19 protein-coding genes are annotated in these 20,788 nt (G+C 75.1%); 14 read left to right on the forward strand and 5 right to left on the reverse strand.

The window, feature by feature from the left end:
* Nucleotides 1-11: 11 nt before the first annotated feature.
* Complete coding sequence (locus tag MET2598_RS0108110) at nt 12-308, forward strand: DUF2218 domain-containing protein (RefSeq protein ID WP_012332920.1); 297 nt, start codon at nt 12-14, stop codon at nt 306-308.
* 44 nt (nt 309-352) lie between these two features.
* On the forward strand, nt 353-1,609 hold the full coding sequence (locus MET2598_RS0108115) for an aminopeptidase (protein WP_085984611.1): 1,257 nt from the start codon (nt 353-355) through the stop codon (nt 1,607-1,609).
* A gap of 225 nt (nt 1,610-1,834) precedes the next feature.
* Here the strand turns inward: MET2598_RS0108115 and MET2598_RS0108120 are convergent, their stop codons facing one another.
* Entirely contained in the window at nt 1,835-2,806 is a 972-nt protein-coding gene (locus MET2598_RS0108120; protein WP_018260479.1) for a DUF1775 domain-containing protein, read from the reverse strand.
* 73 nt (nt 2,807-2,879) lie between these two features.
* Nucleotides 2,880-3,344, reverse strand: a complete 465-nt coding sequence (locus MET2598_RS36140; RefSeq protein ID WP_026190591.1) for a hypothetical protein — start codon at nt 3,342-3,344, stop codon at nt 2,880-2,882.
* 252 nt (nt 3,345-3,596) lie between these two features.
* Here MET2598_RS36140 and MET2598_RS0108130 point away from each other — a divergent pair, with 252 nt between their 5' ends.
* The 6 genes from MET2598_RS0108130 (at nt 3,597) to MET2598_RS0108155 (ending at nt 9,274) form a co-directional block, all read left to right on the forward strand.
* Nucleotides 3,597-4,877 carry a L,D-transpeptidase family protein gene (locus tag MET2598_RS0108130; RefSeq protein ID WP_012332916.1) on the forward strand — a complete coding sequence of 427 codons (1,281 nt, stop codon included), beginning with the start codon at nt 3,597-3,599 and terminating at the stop codon, nt 4,875-4,877.
* A gap of 91 nt (nt 4,878-4,968) precedes the next feature.
* A complete protein-coding gene (locus MET2598_RS0108135) occupies nt 4,969-5,178 on the forward strand; it encodes a SlyX family protein (protein ID WP_012332915.1) in 210 nt (69 codons plus the stop codon).
* A gap of 334 nt (nt 5,179-5,512) precedes the next feature.
* Nucleotides 5,513-6,814: a serine hydroxymethyltransferase gene (glyA, locus tag MET2598_RS0108140; RefSeq protein WP_012332914.1), complete on the forward strand. Its 1,302-nt coding sequence runs from the start codon at nt 5,513-5,515 to the stop codon at nt 6,812-6,814.
* Between the two features lie 107 nt (nt 6,815-6,921).
* Complete coding sequence (gene nrdR, locus MET2598_RS0108145; RefSeq protein WP_012332913.1) at nt 6,922-7,482, forward strand: transcriptional regulator NrdR; 561 nt, start codon at nt 6,922-6,924, stop codon at nt 7,480-7,482.
* A complete protein-coding gene (ribD, locus tag MET2598_RS0108150) occupies nt 7,479-8,675 on the forward strand; it encodes a bifunctional diaminohydroxyphosphoribosylaminopyrimidine deaminase/5-amino-6-(5-phosphoribosylamino)uracil reductase RibD (protein WP_012332912.1) in 1,197 nt (398 codons plus the stop codon). The genes nrdR and ribD overlap by 4 nt, the downstream gene beginning before the upstream one ends.
* Nucleotides 8,639-9,274: a riboflavin synthase gene (locus MET2598_RS0108155; RefSeq protein WP_018260481.1), complete on the forward strand. Its 636-nt coding sequence runs from the start codon at nt 8,639-8,641 to the stop codon at nt 9,272-9,274. The genes ribD and MET2598_RS0108155 overlap by 37 nt, the downstream gene beginning before the upstream one ends.
* Before the next feature lie 96 nt (nt 9,275-9,370).
* Here MET2598_RS0108155 and MET2598_RS0108160 read toward each other — a convergent pair whose 3' ends face one another.
* On the reverse strand, nt 9,371-10,660 hold the full coding sequence (locus tag MET2598_RS0108160) for a c-type cytochrome (RefSeq protein ID WP_018260482.1): 1,290 nt from the start codon (nt 10,658-10,660) through the stop codon (nt 9,371-9,373).
* Between the two features lie 355 nt (nt 10,661-11,015).
* Nucleotides 11,016-11,369: a MerR family transcriptional regulator gene (locus MET2598_RS0108165; protein ID WP_265576649.1), complete on the reverse strand. Its 354-nt coding sequence runs from the start codon at nt 11,367-11,369 to the stop codon at nt 11,016-11,018.
* A gap of 1,005 nt (nt 11,370-12,374) precedes the next feature.
* On the opposite strand from MET2598_RS0108165, the gene MET2598_RS0108170 reads away from it, so the two are divergent.
* The 4 genes from MET2598_RS0108170 to MET2598_RS0108185 all read left to right on the forward strand — a co-directional run bounded on the left by MET2598_RS0108170 (nt 12,375) and on the right by MET2598_RS0108185 (nt 17,905).
* Entirely contained in the window at nt 12,375-15,623 is a 3,249-nt protein-coding gene (locus MET2598_RS0108170) for an SEL1-like repeat protein (RefSeq protein ID WP_018260484.1), read from the forward strand.
* A gap of 102 nt (nt 15,624-15,725) precedes the next feature.
* Nucleotides 15,726-16,649: a sulfite exporter TauE/SafE family protein gene (locus MET2598_RS0108175; protein WP_012332907.1), complete on the forward strand. Its 924-nt coding sequence runs from the start codon at nt 15,726-15,728 to the stop codon at nt 16,647-16,649.
* On the forward strand, nt 16,649-17,467 hold the full coding sequence (locus MET2598_RS0108180) for a TIGR02186 family protein (RefSeq protein ID WP_012332906.1): 819 nt from the start codon (nt 16,649-16,651) through the stop codon (nt 17,465-17,467). The genes MET2598_RS0108175 and MET2598_RS0108180 overlap by 1 nt, the downstream gene beginning before the upstream one ends.
* A complete protein-coding gene (locus MET2598_RS0108185) occupies nt 17,468-17,905 on the forward strand; it encodes a DUF3429 domain-containing protein (protein ID WP_018260485.1) in 438 nt (145 codons plus the stop codon). It begins immediately after the preceding gene.
* 33 nt (nt 17,906-17,938) lie between these two features.
* On the opposite strand, the gene MET2598_RS0108190 is transcribed toward MET2598_RS0108185, so the two are convergent.
* The gene (locus tag MET2598_RS0108190) at nt 17,939-18,844 is read right to left on the reverse strand and encodes a LysR family transcriptional regulator (protein WP_018260486.1); all 906 of its coding nucleotides are present in this window, start codon (nt 18,842-18,844) and stop codon (nt 17,939-17,941) included.
* A 146-nt stretch (nt 18,845-18,990) separates the two neighbouring features.
* Here MET2598_RS0108190 and MET2598_RS0108195 point away from each other — a divergent pair, with 146 nt between their 5' ends.
* Both MET2598_RS0108195 and MET2598_RS0108200 read left to right on the forward strand, forming a co-directional pair.
* Complete coding sequence (locus MET2598_RS0108195; protein ID WP_026190593.1) at nt 18,991-19,917, forward strand: ring-cleaving dioxygenase; 927 nt, start codon at nt 18,991-18,993, stop codon at nt 19,915-19,917.
* 221 nt (nt 19,918-20,138) lie between these two features.
* Entirely contained in the window at nt 20,139-20,747 is a 609-nt protein-coding gene (locus tag MET2598_RS0108200; protein ID WP_018260488.1) for an alpha/beta hydrolase, read from the forward strand.
* The last annotated feature ends 41 nt before the right edge of the window (nt 20,748-20,788 follow it).

The raw sequence follows: 20,788 nt of genomic DNA on the forward strand, positions 1-20,788 counted from the left end.
GCGGGGCGTCGTTGCTGACCGCGCAGGCCCGGGTCGACACGACCCAGGGCAGCCGTTACCTGACCCAGCTCTGCAAGCACTGGAGCCACCGCTTCCCCGAGACGGCGTTCTCCCCGGAGCGGGGCGTCGTCCCCTTCGGAGAGGGGCGCGAGGCCGTGTTCGAGGCCGATTCCGAGGGCCTGACCCTGCGGGTGAGGGCTCCCGACGCCGAGGCCCTGGCGCGGCTGGAGGCCGTGGTGGCCGAGCACCTCGCCCGCTTCGCGTTCCGGGAGGATCTCGGCGGGATCGCCTGGACGCGGCTCGCGTGACGGATAGGCTGACCGCGACAGGGTCGTTTCACGAGGGAATGCCGATGAATGTTCACGTTTCCATGAGCCGCGCGCACGAAACCCGCCTCGACCGCCTCGCCGAGGTCGCGGTGCGGGTCGGGCTCGGGCTGCGGCCCGGCCAGGAACTGGTGATGACGGCGCCGCTCGAAGCCCTCGGCCTCGCCCGACGCATCACCGCCGAGGCCTACCGGGCGGGCGCGTCCCTGGTGACGACGCTCTACGGCGACGACGCGGCCACGCTCGCCCGCTTCGCGCACGCCCCCGACGACGCCTTCGACCGCGCCGCGGGCTGGCTCTACGAGGGCATGGCCAGCGCCTACCGGAACGGCGCCGCCCGGCTCGCCATCGTGGGCGACGATCCCTCGCTCCTGTCCGGCCAGGATCCCGACAAGGTGGCGCGCGCCAACCGCGCCCGCTCGCGGGCCTACCAGCCGGCGCTGGAGCTGATCGCCACCTTCGCGACCAACTGGACCATCGTCTCGGCGGCCACGCCGGCCTGGGCCCGCGCCGTCTTCCCGGGCCTGCCCGAGGAGGAGGCGGTGGCGCGCCTGTGGGACGCGATCTTCGCCGCCTCGCGGGTCGACGGCGAGGATCCGGTCGCGGCCTGGGCGGCGCACAACGCCGCCCTGCGCCGCCGGACCGACCGGCTCAACGGGCGGGGCTACGCGGCCCTGCGCTTCCAGGGTCCGGGCACCGACCTGACGGTCGGGCTCGCCGACGACCACGAATGGTGCGGCGGCGCCTCGGCCTCGCGCAGCGGCATCATCTGCAACGCCAACATCCCGACCGAGGAGGTCTTCACCACCCCCCACCGGCTGCGGGTCGAGGGGCGGGTGGCGGCGACGAAGCCGCTCTCCTACCAGGGCACCCTGATCGAGGACATCGCGGTGCGCTTCGAGGATGGGCGGATCGTCGAGGCGACGGCGCGCAGGGGCGCCGACGTGCTCGCCCGCGTGCTCGACACCGACGAGGGCGCCCGCCGGCTGGGCGAGGTCGCCCTGGTGCCGGCCTCCTCGCCGATCTCGGCCTCGGGGCTGCTGTTCTTCAACACCCTCTACGACGAGAACGCGGCGAGCCACATCGCGCTCGGCCAAGCCTACAGCAAGTGCTTCCGCGAGGGCGGCCAGGGCCTGTCCGAGGAGGATCTCGCGGCCCGCGGCGCCAACCGCAGCCTGATCCACATCGACTGGATGATCGGTTCGGCCGCGGTCGACGTCGACGGCCTCACCGCCGAGGGCGGCGCCGAGCCGGTGATGCGCCGGGGCGAGTGGGTGGACTGATCCGCTGTCCGGACGATCACGTCCGGAGAGCGGGTAACAAGCCCGCGCGGCGCCTGAGCGAAGCCCCAATCCGCCATCCCGAAGGGATCGAGCGGATTGGGTATGCCAAGCCCGCGCGGCGCCTGAGCGACGCCGACATCCGCATGGCGGAGCAATCAGCCGGATGTCGGATGACCCGCGGGTGGGTGGCCGGAGGGGCGCCGCGAGGGCGCCCCGTCCCGCTCCTCAGTGCTGGTGCTCCTGCGCGGCCGGCCCGGACGCGCCGATCGCGCCGACCTGGAACGTCACCTTGACGGTGCCGGCCCGCGCGAAGGTCAGCGTGCCCTCGATCGCCTCGCCCGCCTTGGCGGCCCCCGTCAGGTCCATGAACATCAGGTGATAGCCGCCGGGCTTCAGCTCCACGGTCTTGCCGGGCTCGATCGTCAGGCCGCCCTCGACCGGCGCCATCCGCATCACCCCGTTCGCCACCGACATCTCGTGGATCTCGCCGCGGGCCGCGAGGGGGATCGAGGCGCCGACGAGCCGGTCGGGGGCGCTGCCCCGGTTGGTCACCCGCAGGTAGCCGCCCGCCACCTTGGCGCCGCCCGGCGTCGCGCGGATCCACGGCCCCTCGATCGTCAGGTCGCCCGCCTGGATCGCCGGAGCCGCCTGGGCCGCGACCTGTTGGGCCGTGACCGGGGCGGCCGCCACGATCCGCACGCCCGGCGCGGGCGTCTTCAGGTCGTGCGCGTTCTGGCCCGCGACCGGGATCTCCGTCCAGGCGATGCGCGCCTCGCCGCATTCCTGCCGGACCGGGAAATAGACCGTCTCGCCGGGCTTGAACGCGTCCGAGATCCGGGCCTGGAAGGTGAACTCGTCGAACTGGTCGTCGGGCAGGTTGCCCCCGCTCCAGGTGATCTCCTTGACCCCCTCGCGGATCTCGCCGTGGTAGTGCGGATAGGCGCGGGAATAGGGACCGGTCACGGTGGTGAGCGTCCAGCCGGGCTTCGGCATCGGCTTGGCGCCGACCACGCCCTCCGGCACCGTGACGGTGACCCGGGTGGTGGCCTTGCCGTCGCAGCCATGGCCGATCTGCACCACGGCCCGGTAGGGCTGGTTGGGCCCCGCCTGGCGCCGCTCCAGCACGGCGTGGGCGAGGGCGGGGACGGAGGAGGCGATCAGGAGGGCGGTCAGGCCGCCGCGGAGAAGGCACGACATCGTGGGAATCCGTTCGCGTGAGGGATCGGGGCGGCCCGCGGGGCCGCGGACCGGGGCGGCCGGGCGGCCGCGCTCACGCGAGGGGAGGACCTCGGGCCGAGGCGGGGCGGGCCGGGGGCCGACTCGCCAGGGCGTGCGCGGCCGGCCGCCAGGCCAGCCGGATCGCCGCCCGCCCCGGGGCGGCCCGGGCCGCGGCCGGGGGAGGCAGGGGCGTCGCCTGCGCCGCGCAGGCGGCCGCGCAGCAGGAATGCGCCGCGAGCGGGCCCGGATGCTCGGCCGCCGGCCCGTGCTCCGCGCAGACCATCCCCGCGGCGCGCGCGGCCGAACCCGGGGCCATGCCGGCGAGGAAGGCCTGCAGCACCAGCCCGTAGAGCGCGAGCACGGCCAGGGGCGCCCGCAGGCGCCGCGGCCACGCGCCCCGCGCGGCGGCGCGCCGCCTCGATGGGTCCGGCGCCGCGCCGCGGCGCCTCGACGGATGCTGCGCCGCGCCGCGCCGCCTGGGCTGCCCCGGCCGCTCCGTCGGCATGGGAGTCGTCATGGGGCTGCTCTAGCCGATCCGGCCGCCCCCCGCCACGCGCGCCCGGTCGCAGAATCGTGACCGTGCCACCGCCTGTTGCCGCAGCGCCGCAGTCCACACCGAAGGCGGCGTCTCCCCGTGACCTGAGCCGTTCCGCCACAATCTGGCCGGGTCGCCATGGAGTCTTAACCGCATCCGGCCACGGTCGGGTCGAGCGGTGACGTGCCGCCCGCCCCGGTTCGTCCTCCCCAAAGGTTCACGAGCTTTCGTCCCATGCTGACACGCGCTTCCCTCAGCGGTTCGCTTGGCCTGGCGCTGCTGACCGCCGTCGCTCTTCCGGCCCTGGCCGAGGAGCGCGGCCTCGCCCAGGCCGAATGGGCGCAGAACTACGATTCCGCCGCCACGATGCGGGTTCAGCGCTCGAACACGCCGATCCTCTCGCCGCAGACGCTCGCCGCGACCGAGCAGATGATCGAGCGCTACCGCGACATCGTCGCCCGCGGCGGCTGGCAGCCGGTCTCCGGCGCCGACCGGCTGCGGGTCGGGACGAAGAGCCCCGCCGTGGTGGCCCTGCGCCAGCGCCTCATCGTCTCGGGCGACCTCGATCCGGCGGCGGGCTCCTCGCCGATCTACGATTCCTACGTCGAGGCGGGGGTGCGCCGGTTCCAGGCCCGGCACGGCCTCAACGAGACCGGCGCGATGAACCTCACCACCGTCCAGGCCATGAACGTGCCGGCGGACGTGCGGCTGCGCCAGCTCGAACTCAACGCCGTGCGGCTGCGCTCCTATTCGGGCAATCTCGGCGCCCGCTACGTGATCGTGAACATCCCGGCCGCCCTGGTCGAGACGGTCGAGGGCGACCACGTCGCGACCCGCCACGCCGCCGGCGTCGGCAAGATCGACCGCCAGTCGCCGATCATGAACGCCAAGATCCAAGAGGTGAACTTCAACCCCTACTGGACCGTCCCGGCTTCGATCATCAAGAAGGACTTGATCCCGAAGATGCAGAAGGAGCCGAACTACCTGACCGACAACAAGATTCGGATCTTCGACGGCGAGCGCGAGATCGCCCCGTCGCAGGTGAACTGGCGCTCCGACGAGGCGACCCGCTACCGCTTCCGCCAGGATCCCGGCGTCGACCTCAACTCGATGGGCTTCGTGCGGATCAACATCCCGAACCCGCACGGCGTCTACATGCACGACACGCCCGCCAAGGGCATCTTCGGCGACGATTTCCGCTTCGTCTCCTCGGGCTGCGTGCGCGTGCAGAACGTGCGCGACTACGTCGCCTGGATCCTGCAGGGGACGCCGCAGGGCAACCCGGAGACGATCGAGGCGATCATCCAGAGCGGCCAGCGCGTCGATGCCCGCCCGCTGGCGCCGATCCCGGTCTACTGGACCTACATCACCGCCTGGTCCACGCCGGACGGCCTCGTGCAGTTCCGCGACGACATCTACAAGCGCGACGGCGTCGGCGCCCCGACCGCCGCGATGACGGCGGCCGCGCAGGCCCCGCGCAACTTCGCGGACGAGGACGACGGCCAGACCAACTGACGCGCCGCGTCCCGCGGAGGTCCGGGCCCGGGCCGCGACGCCGATGACCCGGCCCGGGCCTCGCCCGGGCCGTTCCCTTTCGGAGGGCAGCATGGCCGAGCCGGAGACCCGCCTCGACGACCTGGAGATCCGGGTGGCGCACCAGGAGCGGGCTCTCGAGGACCTGAGCCGCATGGTCGCCGCCCAGTGGACCCAGCTCGACCAGCTCGCGCGGCAGGTCGCCGCGCTCCAGGAGCGCCTGCGCGAGATGGCCGAGCGCCCGACCGCGCCCGGCGAGGAGCCGCCACCGCCCCACTACTGACGAACAGCGTCGACGGCGCGCCCGGCCGCTGGCATGCCAAGTTTTTCTGTCAGGGCATTAAGTTTTTCTGTTCTTTGTCTTCCTTGACTTAAAACGGCTTGAGCGGCTACCACGGCGGGGAGATGCCGGGCACCCGGACGGCGCCCGTGGGCGGGCACCGCGCCGGGATCTGCACGGGACGGGATCCCGCGCGCGCGGGCCGCACCCCGATCCGCCGCGGCGGCCCGGGGCCGGTCTTGGCCGCGGTTTCACCCCCGTGTAAAACCCGGCCAACGGGACGACATGGCTCAACCATCCGTCCACGGGACGAAACACTCCAGCAGTCGAGGTCAACATGAGCGCGGGCACCGCCAAGACTCCCCTGTCGAATTCGTTCTTCTCGGCTTCCCTCGCTGACGTCGATCCGGAACTGTCCCGCGCGGTGCAACAGGAGCTCGGCCGGCAGCAGCACGAGATCGAGCTGATCGCCTCCGAGAACATCGTGTCGCGGGCGGTGCTGGAGGCGCAGGGCTCGGTGCTCACCAACAAGTACGCGGAGGGCTATCCGGGCCGCCGCTACTACGGCGGCTGCGAGTTCGTCGACATTGCCGAGAACCTCGCCATCGAGCGCGCCAAGCGCCTGTTCGGCTGCGACTTCGCCAACGTGCAGCCGAATTCCGGCAGCCAGGCGAACCAGGCCGTGTTCATGGCCACGATGCAGCCGGGCGACACCTTCCTGGGCCTCGACCTCGCGGCGGGCGGCCACCTCACCCACGGTGCGCCCCCGAACGTCTCGGGCAAGTGGTTCAAGCCGGTCTCCTACACGGTGCGCCGCGAGGACCAGCGCATCGACATGGAGCAGGTCGCCAAGCTCGCCGAGGAGCACAAGCCCAAGGTGATCATCGCGGGCGGCTCGGGCTATCCCCGCCACTGGGACTTCGCCAAGTTCCGCGAGATCGCCGACAGCGTCGGCGCCGTGTTCTTCGTCGACATGGCCCATTTCGCCGGTCTCGTGGCGGGCGGCGTGCATCCCTCGCCGTTCCCGCACGCCCACGTCGTCACCACGACCACGCACAAGACGCTGCGCGGCCCGCGCGGCGGCATGGTCCTGACGAACGACGAGGCTCTGGCCAAGAAGATCAACTCGGCCGTGTTCCCGGGCCTCCAGGGCGGCCCGCTGATGCACGTCATCGCCGGCAAGGCGGTGGCCTTCGGCGAGGCGCTCTCGCCCGACTTCAAGATCTACGCCAAGCAGGTGGTGGAGAACGCCAAGGCGCTGGCCGACACGATCATCTCGGGCGGCTTCGACATCACCACCGGCGGCACCGACAACCACCTGATGCTGGTGGACATGCGGCCCAAGAACCTGACCGGCAAGGCGGCCGAGGCGGCCCTCTCGCGCGCCGGCATCACCTGCAACAAGAACGGCGTGCCGTTCGACCCGCAGAAGCCGACCGTGACCTCGGGCATCCGCCTCGGCACCCCGGCCGCCACCTCCCGCGGCTTCGGCGTCGCCGAGTTCAAGAAGGTGGGCGAGCTCATCGTGACGGTGCTCGACGGCCTCGCCCGGGCGGGCGAGGCGGGCGACGGCGCGGCCGAGAAGAAGGTGCTGGAGGAGGTCCACGCCCTCACGGACCGCTTCCCCATCTACGCCTGATCGATTAACACGCGATTCGAGGGCCGGGCCCGTGGCAGCGGGCCCGGCCCTCGTCGTTCATGCGCGCCGCCCCGGGCCGGGGGCGCCTCACGGAGGGTCGGCGGTCGATGCGGTGCCCCTATTGCGGCGGCCTCGACACGCAGGTGAAGGATTCCCGGCCGAGCGACGACGCCTCGGCCATCCGGCGCCGCCGGATCTGCCCGGATTGCGGCGGGCGCTTCACCACCTTCGAGCGGGTGCAGCTGCGGGACCTCACCGTGGTGAAGCGCTCGGGGCGCAGGGTCCCGTTCGACCGCGACAAGCTGCAGCGCTCGATCGACGTCGCCCTGCGCAAGCGCCCGGTCGAGGCCGACCGCGTCGAGCGGCTGGTGAGCGGCATCGCCCGCCAGCTCGAGAGCGGCGGCGAGGCGGAGGTGAGCAGCGAGGCGATCGGCGAACTCGTCATGGAGGGGCTGAAGGCCCTCGACGACGTCGCCTACGTGCGCTTCGCCTCGGTCTACAAGAATTTCCGCGAGGCCCGCGACTTCGAGGAGCTGCTCGGGCGCCTCAACGGGGCGGGGCGCCCCGGGGGCGAGCCGGAGCCGCCGGACGAGGCCGCGCCCGGGCCGGCGGCTGCGCCGGGGGAGGGCGGCGAGGCGCCGGCACGGCGCGCCCGGTCGCGCGCGTGAGCGCGTCCGCCGAGCCCGGGCCCGACCGGGCCGAGCCCGGACCCGACCGGCAGGCCTCCCTCGACCGGCGCTACATGCGCCTCGCCCTGGCGCTCGGCCGTCGCCATCTCGGGCGGACCTGGCCGAATCCCTCGGTCGGCGCCGTGCTGGTCGCCGGCCCGCCGGGCGCGGAGCGGATCCTGGCGCAGGGCGTGACCCAGCCCGGCGGGCGACCGCACGCGGAGCGCGTCGCCCTGGCGGAGGCCGGGGAGGCGGCCCGGGGCGCCACGCTCTACGTCACCCTGGAGCCCTGCTCGCATCACGGCCGCACCTCGCCCTGCGCCGACGCGGTGCTGGCGGCGGGCGTCGCCCGGGTGGTGAGCGCCATGAACGACCCGGATCCCCGCGTCGCCGGGCGCGGCCACGGGCGCCTGCGCGCCGGGGGGGTCGCCGTGACGGTCGGTCCCTGCGCCGAGGAGGCCGCCCGCGACCATGCCGGGCACGTGATGCGGGTGACGACGGGCCGGCCGGCCCTCTGCCTCAAGCTCGCCCGCACCGCGGACGGCTTCGCGGCGGGCGGGGCGGGGCGACTCCTGATCACCGGCGCCCTCGCCAACGCCGAGGTTCACCGGCTGCGCGCCCACAGCGACGCGATCCTGGTCGGCATCGGGACGGCGCTCGCGGACGATCCGGCGCTCACCGTGCGCCTGCCGGGCCTCGGCGACCGCTCGCCGCTGCCGGTCGTGCTGGATCCGCAGCTGCAGCTCCCGCCCGGCGCGCGGCTGCTGCGCCCGGGCGGCCGCGCCCAAACCCTGATCCTGGCCGGCGCCGCGGCCCCGCCCGCGGCCGAGCGGGCCCTGCGGGAGGCGGGCGCCGAGGTGCTGCGCCTGCCCGCCGGTCCGGACGGGCGCCCCGACCTCGCCGCCTCCCTGCGCGCGCTCGGCGCGCGGGGCATCACCCGGGTGTTCTGCGAGGGGGGACCGACCCTGGCGGACGCGCTCGCGGCGGCCGACCTCGTCGATTCCTGCCTCCTCCTCACCGGGGCCGCGCCCCTCGGCCAGCCGGGCAAGCCGGCGATCGGCCCGGCCCTCGCGGCCCGCCTCGCCGGCGGCCTGCGCCGCGTCGCCGAGCGGCCCCTCGGCCCGGACCGCCTCACCACCTACGCGCGGAGTTCCTCATGTTCACCGGCCTCGTCTCCGACGTCGGACGGGTGATCGCCGTCGAGGGCGGCGACCGCCTGCGGCGCATCACCATCGCCTGCGGCTACGATCCCGCCACGATCGCGGTGGGCGCCTCGATCGCCTGTTCGGGCCCGTGCCTGACGGCGGTGGAGATCATCCCGCAGGAGGGCGGCTGCCGCTTCACGGTCGACGCCGCGGCCGAGACGCTCGCCCGCACCACGGCCGGCGCCTGGCAGCCGGGCACCCGCCTCAACCTGGAGCGGTCGCTGCGCATGGGCGACGAGCTCGGCGGCCACCTCGTCACGGGACACGTCGACGGCCTCGCCGAGATCCTGGCGCGGGAGGCGGTCACGGGCGGGGAGGGCGACGCCTCCGCGGCGAGCGACCGCTTCGTGCTCCGCGCCCCGCCCGACCTCGCGCGCTTCATCGCCGAGAAGGGCTCGGTCAGCCTCGACGGCACCTCCCTCACCGTGAACGGCGTCGCGGGCGACACCTTCACGGTCCTGCTGATCCCCCACACCCTGGCGGCAACGACCTGGGGCGAGCGCCGGGCCGGCGACCGGGTCAACCTGGAAGTGGATCTGATCGCCCGCTACGCCGCCCGCCTCGCCGAGGCGCAAGCCGCGCGCTGAGCGCGCTCGCCCAGGCCCAAGCCGCGCGCTGAGCGCGCTCGCCGAGGTGCAAGGGGCGCGCCTCTCCCGGCAACGCGGCGGCATCGCGGCGCGCGCTCAGCGCGTCGCCCTCTCGAGGAAGCGCACCAGGGCCTCGCGGTCGCGGGGATCCCCGATCGTCTGCTCGGGCATCTTCGTGCCCGGCGTGTAGCGCGACGGCCCGACCTCGAAGAGCCGCGCCACCGTCTCGGGGGACCAGACGAGGTCGAGGCGGCGCAACGCTTCCGAGTAACCGTAACCGGGGGCGGTGGCGATCCGGCGGCCGAAGATCCCGTGCAGCGTCGGCCCGGCGCGGTTGCCGCCGTCCGGCCCGAGCGTGTGGCAGGCCGCGCAGGCGCGGAACACCTCCGCGCCCCGCTCGCCCCGGAAGGCGGCGAGTCCGTCCGCCGGGGCCGCCATCGCCAGCGGGCCGATCGGCTCGCCGGTGCGCAGGTCCCAGCGGCGCACCAGCCGGTCGCTCCCGCCGGTGAGCAATTCCCGGTCCGAGCGGAAAGCGAGGGACCAAACCGGCAGGCCCGGACCGACCAGGGTGAACAGGACCTTGGCGGCGCGCCGATCGATGATCGCGACCGCGCCCCCGACCGTCGCGGCGGCGATCCGGCCGCCATCGGGCGAGACCGCGAGCGCGATGACCGGGCGGGGCGGGATCGCCACCGCGGCGCGCTCGCGCCCGTCCGGGCCGAGGAGGCGCACGGTGCCGTCGGCGCCCGCCGCGGCGATCTCGCCGTCCGGCGCGGTCGCCACCGCGTTGAGCGGCGTCGGCAGCGTGACGGTCAGGGCGGGCCCGTCTTCCGGGACGACGCGCAGCGCCGCGTCGTACCCCACCGTGACGAGGCGGCCGTCGGGCAGGAAGGCGACCCCGTTCACGTTGCCGCGATGCTCGCTCGCCACCCGCCCGGGCCGGTCAGGGGCCGGCCCGTCCGCGCCCGGCAGCGGGCGGATCCGCGCCGTCCCGTCCCAGGAGGCGGAGGCGAGCCGCGCCCCGTCCGGCGAGACGGCGAGCCCGGCGATCGGCCCCGCATGGTCCGCGAACACCGCGACGGGCTCGGCGCTGCCGAGCCGCCAGAGCGCGACGCGGCCATCCTCGCCCCCGGTCGCCATCCGCCCGTCGGGCAGCGCCGCGGCCGCGTTCACGGCACCGTCGTGGAAGCGCAGTACCGCCAGCGCGGCGCCCTCGTCGATGGCCCAGAGGATCGCGGATTGATCGAAGCTCCCCGAGATCGCGACGCGCCCGTCCGGCGATACCGCGAGCGCCCGCACCGGGCCGCCATGGCCGCGCAGGGGCGCCTCCGCCCGGGCCGGCAGGGCGACGAGGACCAGAAGGACAAAAAGTGTTCGCAGGGTCATGCGGAACGGCGATCGCGGGCCGAAGCGGGCCCGCCATCAAACCGGAAGCGCCGCGCCGCCGCAACCGCGCGGTCCGATCGCATCACGCGCGAGAGGAACCTGCGCGAGGCGCCGGTGTAGATAGGACGACGCCCTCGCCGCCCGGAGATCCCCTCCTGTCCGAGCTCCCCGCATCCCCGTCGGATCGCGCGCCTCGCCGCGGGCTCCCCGGCTGCGCCAACGACGAAGGCCGCAGCGAGGCGGCCTCGCTGCGGCGCGATCGCGTCGCGGGTCCCGCCGGGCCGTCACGCGGCCGGCGAGCATGATCGGGCGAGGGACGCGCCGCGCCGCGCCGGGCGTCCCCCGCCAGCGCCCGTCAGGCGCTCGCCTTGGCCTTGCCGTAGCTGCGCAGGGCCTCGAGGGCGCGCTCGATCTCCGCCTTCTGGTTCTCCAGATGGGCGATCTGCTCCTCGACCTGCGCCGGGGTCAGGGCCAGGGTGGGCGTGGTGCCGCCCTCGCCGATCTCCTCGCCGTCCACCATGGCGGCGATCTCGCGAAGCGTGAACCCGAGTTCCTTCCCCCGCAGGATCGTGGCGAGGCGGCTGCGGTCCTCTTCGGTGTAGAGCCGCGTGGTGCCGCGCCGCTGCGGGTGCAGAAGGCCCTTCGCCTCGTAGAACCGCAGGGCCCGGAGCGTCACGCCGAACTCTTCCGCCAGATCACCGATCGTCAGTGTCGCGGGGGCGGTGTGCCGGCTCGAGGCGCTGCGCCCCGACCGCGAAGCGGGGGTGTTCGTCCGTCCGGATGCCATCCTCATCGTTTCCCCCTGTCGTTCATATGCCATCCAACAACCCCGCATTTTGCGTCGAGGCCCGGGCGCCCCTTACGCCGCGCCCGGCCGGAACTATGACACAAAGAAGGTCACCTGACCTACCTTAGGGAAAGGTAACGTCAACTTGGGCGTGTGTTATTTACGGTAAAATGCCCAATGTATCAACACGTTGCCGAGAATTTCAGCTTACCGTTTCGTGGTGCCGCAGGCGGCCTCACCGCTGGCGGGCCGGGCGTCGCGACGCACCAGCTCGATCTGTGGTTGTGAACAAAAATCACTCAATTCGCTGTGCGGGTGGTCGTGCGACTCGCCGGATCGGCCGGCGATCCGGGCCGCGGAGGCCCACTTAACACCTTGTTTACTGTGATTGGGACAAAGTCCGGCTCGGGGTCCCCGTACCTCAACCCGTTGACTATGCCTTCATCGTTGCTTCGGGCGAGGCACCTGCCCCTCCGCCCATACGGCGACGGCGCCGCGCCGATCCTCACAGGTCCCGAGCCGCTCATGAGACGGAACGCTCCCCCCAGCCTCGACGCCTTCGACCCCGATGTCCGGGACGCCGCGCGGGAAGCGGCCCGCCGTGCCGGCCTCTCGGTCGAGGAGTGGCTCGCCGCGGCGATGTCTCAGGAAACCGCCCGCGCGGGCGGGAAATCGCGAGCCCGGGACGGCCGCGCACCCGCCCGCGGCAACCGGCGTCCCGAGGCCAGGGACTGGCCGACCCGCCCCGAATCGCGGCGCGGCGCGGCCCCCGCGGGCCAATCCGCCGCGGGCCAAGCGCCCGCAGGCCAAGCGCCCGCAGGCCATGCCGCCGCAGGCCATGCCGCCGCAGGCCATGCCCCGGCAGGGGGGCCGCAGCCCGCCGGCATCCGCCCACAGACTCAGGACTTGAGCGGCGCCTTCGCGGCGATGACCCGCCGCCTGGACGAGATCGACCGCCGCCTCGACGAGAGCCTCGACGGTGCGGACCGGACCGTGGCCCGCGCCGTCCAGGGACTCGAGACCCGGCTGGCCCATCTCCTGCGCGAGCAGCCCGGGGCGTCGCATCCGGCGCACCTGCACGACGTCCTGCGCGAGGAGCTCGACCGGCGGCTCGCCGAGAGCCGCGAGGCCGTCGACCAAGCGGTGCTCCGCGCCGTCGACGGGCTCGAAGGGCGCCTTCAGGCGGTGCTGCGGGCGAGCGTCGGCAGTTCCGACACCGCCGCCCTCCAGGAGATGCTGAAGCAGTTCGAGGCGCGCATCACCTCTCTGGGCGAGCGCATCGCGGCGAGCGGCCAGAGGCCGATCGGCCGCCGCGGCGTGCCGGTGCAGGAGGAGCTGCGGGCCGCCGTCGCGGAGATCCGCGAGCGCCAGCAGCAACTCGACGCCGGCGAGTCAGCCGACGACGTGGTCGACGCGATGCGCCGCGATCTCACCCGCGCGGCGGATTCCGCCGCGGCGGCCACCGTCGCGCTCTCCCCGGCCATCGCCGGGCTCCAGGCCGAGACGACGCGCCTGCGCGAGGCGGTGACCGGCCTCGCCACGAGCCGCGACCTCGGCGCGATGGAGCAGGCGATCCGCACCCTCGCCGACGAGGTGCAGCGGGCCCGCCAGCCCGAGGACCTCGCGGCCGTGGTCGGCCCGATCGACCTCATGCGGGTCCAGGTCGGCCGGCTCGCCGACGACGTGGCCGCCGATGTCCACGGCCGCCTCGCGCAGGATCTCGAGCGCCTCTCGCGCAAGATCGACGGCGCCCTCGGCTCCGCCGATGCGGGCAGCCTCGCCAACCGGGACGCGATCGCCAGCCTCTTCCGCGAACTCGACGGGATCCGCCAGCAACTCGCGAGCCTGGCCGCGCCCGAGCGCATCCAGAGCCTCGCGCGCTCCGTCGAGGAGGTGAATGCCCGGGTCGCCGCGCTCACGAGCGGCGTCGCCGAGCAGCGCCCGCTGGTGGCCGAGATCAGGCCGCTCCTGGAGGAGATCCGCAGCGGCCTGCGGGCGCCGGACGAGGCCCCGCCCGCCATCACCCGCGGCCTCGCGGATCTCGACCGCAAGCTCGACGCCCTGCGCGAGCAGGCCGCCGCGCACGCCTCCGCCAAGGAGCCGGCCGCCACGGACGACATCATCGGGCGCATCGAGGCCCTGTCCGAGAAGGTGGACAGGGTCGCGAGCGCCGGCTCCGGCGGCGTGATCGAGCGGCTCGACGAGATCGGCGCCTCCCTGCGCCGGCCCGCCATGGCCGGGGGCGACCTCGCCTCGATCCACGGCATGCTGCGCAGCCTCGCCGACAAGCTCGACCGGATCGGCGACGGCTCCGGCGGCGAGGGGCTCGACGGCCTGGAGAAGCAGGTGCTGGCGCTCGCGGCGCGCCTCGACACGCGCGGCCGCGATCCGGCCCTGGCCGGGCTGGAGCGCACCATGAGCGACCTGCTCGCCCAGGTGGCCCAGCTGCGCGACGAGGCGCCGATCCAGGCCGCCGCCGAGCGGGCCGCCCGCCACGCGGTCGCCGACACGATCGGCGCGGGCCTGCCCGGGACGGCGGGACCGGCGGCGGACCAGCTCAGCGCCCTTCAGGCCACCCTGACGGAGCTGCGCGCGCAGCAGGAGGCCTCCGAGCGCCGCATGCAGGCGACCATGGAGGGCGTCCACACGGCCCTGGAGAGCTTGGTCTCGCGCCTGTCGCAGATCGAGGCGGAGCGCCCGCTCGGGGCGGCGGCCCGGCGCCGGGAGGCGCCGGTGCGCGAGGCGCTGCAGGAGAGCACCGCGCTCCCGGCCGCCGCGGCGCCGTCCGCCGCGCGGGCCCCCCAGGCGCCCGCGGCCCCCCAGGCGCCCGCGGCCGCCCAGGCGCCGGCCGCCGTGCCGCCGAGCGAGGAGATTCTGGAGCCCGGGGCCAGCCGGCCGCGTCCGCCGCGCCCGGCCCCCGGAACGGCCGAGCCGGTCCCGGAGCTTCCGCCCGCGGACATCAAGGCGAACTTCATCGCGGCGGCCCGCCGCGCCGCGCAGGCCGCCGCCGTCGAGGCCGCGGGCGGCAAGGCCGGTTCCCGCGCGGCGCGGGCGGCCGCCCGGGACGAGCGGAGCCCCCGTCCGGAGATCGCTGCCGGGCCGGGGCTGGTGGGCCAGCTGCGCGCGACCATGGAGCGCCGTCGCCGGCCGCTGCTCCTCGGCCTCGCCGCCGTGGTTCTGGCCCTCGGCGCCCTGCAGGCGCTGAACGGCTCCGGCGGCGCGCCCGAGCAGGCCGCCCCCGTCCCCACCGTCGCCGCCAAGCCGCAGCCCGAGGCGACGCCCGGCGATCCGTCCACCACCCAGGCGCTCGGCGAGGTGCCGGCCCCGGCGCGCGAGCCCGCGGCGACGGCCGCCCGTCCCGACCCGGCGCCCGAGAAGGCGCCGGTTCCCAAGGTGGCGGCCGCCGCCTCCCTGGCCCCGGACCTCGCCGGCCTGCCCCCCTCGCTCGCCAGCCTGCGCCAGGCGGCCCTGGAGGGGGACGGCGCCGCCCTCTACGAGATCGCGAGCCGCGAGGCCGACGGCCGCGGCATGGTGAGGGATCTCACCCTGGCGGCCAAGCTGTTCGAGCGCCTCGGCGCGAGCGGCTACGCGCCGGCCCAGTACCGGCTCGGCAGCCAGTACGAGAAGGGCATGGGCGTCACCCGCGACGCCGCCCAGGCCCGGCAATGGTACGGGAAAGCCGCCGACCAGGGGCATGTCCGGGCCATGCACAATCTCGCGGTGCTGCTCGCGGAATCGGGCGCCCCCGGCGGCAAGCCCGATTACGGCGCGGCCGCGACCTGGTTCCGCCGCGCGGCGGAGCACGGCGTGCGCGACAGCCAGTACAACCTGGCGGTGCTGCTCGCCCGCGGCCTCGGCGTGCCTCAGGACCTCCCGCAATCCTACGGCTGGTTCGCGGCGGCGGCGGCCCAGGGCGACGAGGATGCCGGGCGCAAGCGCGACGAGGTCGCGGCCAAGCTCCCGGCCAAGGACCTCGCCGGCGCGAAGGCCGCCGCGGAGGCGTGGAAGCCGAAGCCCGCCGACCCGGCCGTGAACGACCCGCCCGCGTCGCAGGGCGAACCGGCCGCCCAGGCCGCCGGCCCGGTCTCCCTGATCGGCGCGCCGCCCCCCAGCCTGGGCGCGCCGCGCCGCTCCGAGGCGAAGCCGGCCGGGAAGTTCACCGGGACCGGAGTGTAGTCGGACGGGCCGGCACCGCCTCGCGCGGCCAGCCGCCCCGGTCACGCTCCGTTCATCGGGCCCCACCTAGCCTCGGGATTCCTCCGCCCGGACGTCGCGCCCGTGCAGATCTACCTCCCGATCGCCGAGATGCCCGTGAGCGTGCTGATGCTCCTCGGGCTCGGCGCGGCCGTGGGATTCGTCTCGGGAGTGTTCGGGATCGGCGGCGGCTTCCTGATGACGCCGATCCTGATCGTGCTCGGGATCCCGCCCGCCATCGCGGTCGCCACCCAGACGGCGCCCATCGTCGCCTCCTCCACCACGAGCGTGCTCGCCGCCCTGCGCCGCGGCGCCCTGGACATCCGGCTCGGCCTGGTCCTCGTCGGCGGCGGGCTCCTCGGCACGGCGCTCGGGGTCTGGTTCTTCGCGGCGATGCGCCGGGCCGGGCAACTCGACCTGTTCATCACCCTCGCCTACGTGACGCTGTTCTCGGTCGTGGGCGGGCTGATGCTGAGGGAATCCCTGCGCGACCTGTGGGCGCGCCGGGGCGGGCGCGCCGCGCCGCCGCGCGCGGGGCGCGAGCATCCCGCCTACATGGCATGGCCCCTGCGGATGCGCTTCCCGCGCTCGCGCCTCTACGCGAGCGTGCTGCCCATCCTCGGCCTCGCCCTCTTCGTCGGGTTCGCGGGCGCGGTGCTCGGCATCGGCGGCGGCTTCATCCTGGTGCCGGCTCTGCTCTACCTGCTGCGGGTCCCGACCGGCGTCGTCGTCGGCACCTCGCAGTTCCAGATCCTGTGGACGACCTTCGTGGCACTGGTGCTGCACGCGGTGCAGAACCAAGCGGTCGACATCGTACTGGCGGTGATCCTGATCGCCGGCAGCGTGTTCGGCGCCCAGTTCGGGGCGCGGCTCGGCCGCAACCTGCGGGCGGATACGTTCCGGCTGCTCCTCGCCGTGCTGGTCCTGGCGGTGGACCTGCGCTTCGTGCTCGAACTCGCCCTGCATCCGGCCGAGCCCTTCTCGATCGCCGCGGTCGAGGGCCGCTGATGGCGGCGCGGGCCCGATCGCGCCCGGCCCGATCGCGCCCGGCCCAACTCCGCCCGGTCCTGGTCCGCCTGGGCCTCGCCGCGGGCCTCGCCGCGCTCGCCGCCCCGGCCGCCGCCGAGAGCCTGGTCGTCAGCCTGTCCTTCACGCGCCTCGCCGTCACCTCGACCTACGCGGGCGCCTCGCTCGCGGTGTTCGGCGCGATCGAGCGGGACGGGCAGGCGGCGGCCCGGCAGGGGCGCTACGACGTGGTGATCACGGTCCGGGGCCCGCGCCAGTCGCTCACCGTGCGCGAGAGGCAGGCCCTCGGCCCGCTCTGGGTCAACCGCGCGCAGCAGAAATTCGCCGAGGTGCCCGCCTTCCTGGCCGTCCTCGCGTCGCGGCCACTGGCCGAGGTGGCGGACGCTGCCACCCGCCGCCGCCTGCGGCTCGGGCTGCAGGCCATCGTCGAATCGCCCGACCTGACCGCGGCCCCCTCGGACGACGATCCGTTCCGGGAGGCGCTGCTGCGCCTGCGCCGCCGGGCGCGGCTCTTCGTGGAGAACGAGGACGGCGCGCGCTTCCTGTCGCCCTCCGTGTTCCGCGCCACCGTGGCGCTCCCGGCCGCGGCGCCGGTCGGCACCTACGACGTCGCGGTCACGCTGCTCTCCGGGACGGTGCCCCTGGCACAGGAGAGCCTGCGCTTCGACCTCGTGAAGACCGGCATCGAGGCCAGCCTCGCCGGCATCGCCCGGGACTGGTCCCTGCTCTACGGTATCGGGACGGGCGCGCTCGCGCTGCTGTCCGGCTGGATCGCCAGCCTGATCTTCCGGAGGGACTGAATGGACCGCGACGCACCCGCCCCGGCCGGGGCTCTCGTCCTCGGCGCGGCCGGGCTGATCCCGTTCCTCGGCCTCGCCCTGCTGCTGCTCCTCGGCCGGGGCGAGGTGGCCGGGCTCGCCGTGCGGCCGGCCCTCGCCGCCTACGCGGCCGTGATCGCCTCCTTCCTGGGCGGGATCCGCTGGGGCGCCGCTTCGCGCGGGGGCCGCCAGGCGGACTACGTCGTCGCCGTGGTGCCCTCCCTCCTGGCCTGGGCGGCGCTCGCCGCCCCGGGCCCGTGGGACCTGCGCCTGCTCGGCGCCCTGGTGCTGATCTGGGGCGCGATCGACCAGGACATGCCGCGCCGCGGCCTCGTGCCCCGCTGGCTCGGGCGGCTGCGCCTCGCCCTGTCGGGCGTCGCCGGCTTCGCGCTCCTCGCCGCGGGCTATCTCGCGGGCTGAGGAGCAGCCTCGGGCCCGCGCCGACATCCCCCGTCAACTCGCCCAGGGCGCGGCCGCGAACTGACGCTCGAGGAAGGCGATCAGCGCCACGACCCGCGCCGGCCGCAGGGCGCCCGGCGGCATCACGAGGTTGAGGGCGATCGGGGGAGGGGACCATTCCGGCAGCAACCGCTCCAGGCGGCCCGAGGCGAGGTCGTCGAAGATCAGGAAGTCGGGCTGCACCGCGAGGCCGAACCCCGCCAGCAGGGCGGGGGTCAGCGCGTCGGCGTTGTTGGCCCGCAGCCGCCCCGCGGGCGCGACCGCGACCTCGCCCCCCGGGCCGGTGAAGTGCCAGCGCTCGGGATTGGGCAGGTAGGCGTAGCCGAGGCAGGCGTGGCGGGCGAGGTCGCGCGGGTGTCCGGGCCGGCCCGCCCGGGCGAGGTAGGCGGGCGCCGCCACCAGCGAGCGGCGCACGCCGCACAGGCGGCGCACCCGCAGCGAGGAATCCGACAGGGCCGCGATGCGCAGGCCGAGATCGAAGCCGCCGCCGACCAGGTCGACCTGCGCGTCGCTGAGGTGGAGATCGACCGACACCTGCGGGAAGTCCGCCAGGAAGTCCGGCAGGCGCGGCGCCAGATGCGCCAGCCCGAAGGACATCGGGGCCGCCAGCCGGACGAGCCCGCGCGGCTCCCGCGCGCCGGTCTGCACATCCGCCTCCACCGCCTCCCCGGCGGCGACGATCCGGGCCGCGCCCTCCAGGGCCGCCCGGCCGGTCTCGGTGAGCGCGAGCCGCCGGGAGGTGCGGTGGAACAGGCTCGCCCCGAGCCGGGCCTCCAGCCGGCTCACCGCCTTCGAGACCGTGGCGGTGGAGAGCGCGAGCTCCGCCGCGGCCCGCGAGAAGGAGCCCGCCTGGGCGACCCGGGCGAAGATCGCCCAGGCCTCGAAATCCGGGAGTGCCATTCGCCATTTTCCGAAACGATGCCTTTCCATCGTTTCCGTTTCGGGCCGCGAGGGCAAATCCTAGATTCGCCTCATCCGAACGGGACCGCGCGGGGCGGTCCGCCACGGGGGAGATCCCCGGGGGAGCGATCCCCAAGGAGGCAGAGATGGCAAACGGTCTTCACCACGTGACGGCGATCTCCGGTCCGGCCCGCCGCAACCTCGACTTCTACACCCGCGTGCTCGGCCTGCGGCTCGTGAAGCGGACGGTGAATTTCGACGATCCGGGCACCTACCACCTCTATTACGGCGACGAGGCCGGGGCGCCCGGCACGATCCTGACCTTCTTCCCTTGGGACAACGTGGCGCCGGGCCGGGTCGGCATCGGCGAGACGCAGGAGACGGCGTTCCGGGTGCCGCAGGGCGCGATCGGCTACTGGACCCACCGCTTCATCGCGGCGGGCGTGCCGCACGAGGCGCCCGCCCGGGTCTTCGGCGAGACGGTGCTGCCCTTCCGCGACCCGGACGGGATGGCGCTCGCCCTGGTCGGGGTGCCGGGCGCGGAGGCGGAGCCGGCCTGGACCGGCGGCGACGTCCCGGCCGAGCACGCGATCCGCGGCTTCCACGGCGTCACCCTGCTCCTGCGCGAGGACGGGCCGACGGCGCGGATCCTCACCGACGTGTTCGGCCTGACGGAGACGGGACGGGAGGGGGCGCTCGCGCGGTTCAGCGGCGATGCCGGTCGGGGCGGCCACGTGACCCTTCGGGCGGTGGGCGAGTTCCTGCGGGGCCGGCCGGGCGGCGGCTCGGTCCACCACATCGCCTTCCGGGCGGCGGACGACGCGGCGCAGGCCGCGATGGTGCGCCGGCTGACCGAGGCGCACGGCGTCCAGGTCACGGAGCAGCGCGACCGCAACTACTTCCGCTCGGTCTATTTCCGCGAGCCGGGCGGGGTGCTGTTCGAGATCGCGACGGACAGCCCCGGCTTCGCCGTGGACGAGGCCGCCGCGCATCTCGGCGAGGCGCTGAAGCTGCCGGGCTTCCTGGAGCCGCATCGCGGCGAGATCGAGCGCGTGTTGCCGGCGCTGGCCTGAGGCCCGCCCGTCCGGGTGCGGGGTCCCCCCGCACCCGCGTGTGGGGTCCCCCCGCACCCGCGTGTGGGGTCCCCCCGCACCCGCGTGTGGGGTCCCCCCGCACCCGCGTGCGGGGATCCCCGCACGCATCCCCCGAAAGCCCTCGCCTGAAGCCCACGGCCGGTCGGCGCCGCGTCCGCGCCGCCGCGCCGCCCCACCGCGCCCGCGCGCAGAGGTGCCCGATGTCCCTCGCCGAAGTCATCCACCGCCACGAGCCCGCGACCGCGCCGGAGCGCGCCCCGCTGCTCCTCCTGCACGGCACCGGCGGCGACGAATCCGACCTGATCCCGCTCGGCCGCGCGCTCTCGCCCGGCGCCGCCCTGCTCTCGCCCCGCGGGCCGGTGCTGGAGAGCGGCATGCCGCGCTTCTTCCGGCGCCTCGCCGAGGGCGTGTTCGACGAGGCGGATCTGCGCCGCCGCGCCGACGACCTCGCCGCCTTCGTGGGCGAGGCGCGGGAGGTCTACGGCCTCGCCGCGCCCGTGGCGGTCGGCTTCTCGAACGGCGCCAACATCGCGGCGGCGCTGCTGCTGCGCCACCCGGGCCTGCTCGCCGGGGCGGTCCTGCTGCGCGCCATGGTGCCGCTCACCGACCCGCCCGCGGGCGACCTCGGCGGCACTCCCGTGCTGATCCTCTCGGGCCGCATGGACCCGATCGTGCCGGCGGCGAACGCCGCCGACCTCGCCCGCCGGCTGCGGGCGGCCGGCGCGGCGGTCACCCACGAGGTGCTCCCGGGCGGCCACGGCCTGATGCAGGCGGACCTCGCGAGGGCGCGCGACTGGCTGGGCGCGTGAGCGGATCCGCTCACCCGGGTCGGAGGCGAGCCCGCGCCAGC

This window comes from Methylobacterium sp. WSM2598 (assembly GCF_000379105.1).
Classification (GTDB): Bacteria; Pseudomonadota; Alphaproteobacteria; order Rhizobiales; family Beijerinckiaceae; genus Methylobacterium.

Coding starts and splice junctions, on each gene's coding strand:
- MET2598_RS0108115 (WP_085984611.1), top strand. CDS start 353: ATGAATGTTCACGTTTCCATGAGCCGCGCGCACGAAACCCGCCTCGAC.
- MET2598_RS0108120 (WP_018260479.1), bottom strand. CDS start 2,806: ATGTCGTGCCTTCTCCGCGGCGGCCTGACCGCCCTCCTGATCGCCTCC.
- MET2598_RS36140 (WP_026190591.1), bottom strand. CDS start 3,344: ATGACGACTCCCATGCCGACGGAGCGGCCGGGGCAGCCCAGGCGGCGC.
- MET2598_RS0108130 (WP_012332916.1), top strand. CDS start 3,597: ATGCTGACACGCGCTTCCCTCAGCGGTTCGCTTGGCCTGGCGCTGCTG.
- MET2598_RS0108135 (WP_012332915.1), top strand. CDS start 4,969: ATGGCCGAGCCGGAGACCCGCCTCGACGACCTGGAGATCCGGGTGGCG.
- glyA (WP_012332914.1), top strand. CDS start 5,513: ATGAGCGCGGGCACCGCCAAGACTCCCCTGTCGAATTCGTTCTTCTCG.
- nrdR (WP_012332913.1), top strand. CDS start 6,922: ATGCGGTGCCCCTATTGCGGCGGCCTCGACACGCAGGTGAAGGATTCC.
- MET2598_RS0108155 (WP_018260481.1), top strand. CDS start 8,639: ATGTTCACCGGCCTCGTCTCCGACGTCGGACGGGTGATCGCCGTCGAG.
- MET2598_RS0108160 (WP_018260482.1), bottom strand. CDS start 10,660: ATGACCCTGCGAACACTTTTTGTCCTTCTGGTCCTCGTCGCCCTGCCG.
- MET2598_RS0108170 (WP_018260484.1), top strand. CDS start 12,375: ATGACCCGCCGCCTGGACGAGATCGACCGCCGCCTCGACGAGAGCCTC.
- MET2598_RS0108180 (WP_012332906.1), top strand. CDS start 16,649: ATGGCGGCGCGGGCCCGATCGCGCCCGGCCCGATCGCGCCCGGCCCAA.
- MET2598_RS0108185 (WP_018260485.1), top strand. CDS start 17,468: ATGGACCGCGACGCACCCGCCCCGGCCGGGGCTCTCGTCCTCGGCGCG.
- MET2598_RS0108190 (WP_018260486.1), bottom strand. CDS start 18,844: ATGGCACTCCCGGATTTCGAGGCCTGGGCGATCTTCGCCCGGGTCGCC.
- MET2598_RS0108195 (WP_026190593.1), top strand. CDS start 18,991: ATGGCAAACGGTCTTCACCACGTGACGGCGATCTCCGGTCCGGCCCGC.
- MET2598_RS0108200 (WP_018260488.1), top strand. CDS start 20,139: ATGTCCCTCGCCGAAGTCATCCACCGCCACGAGCCCGCGACCGCGCCG.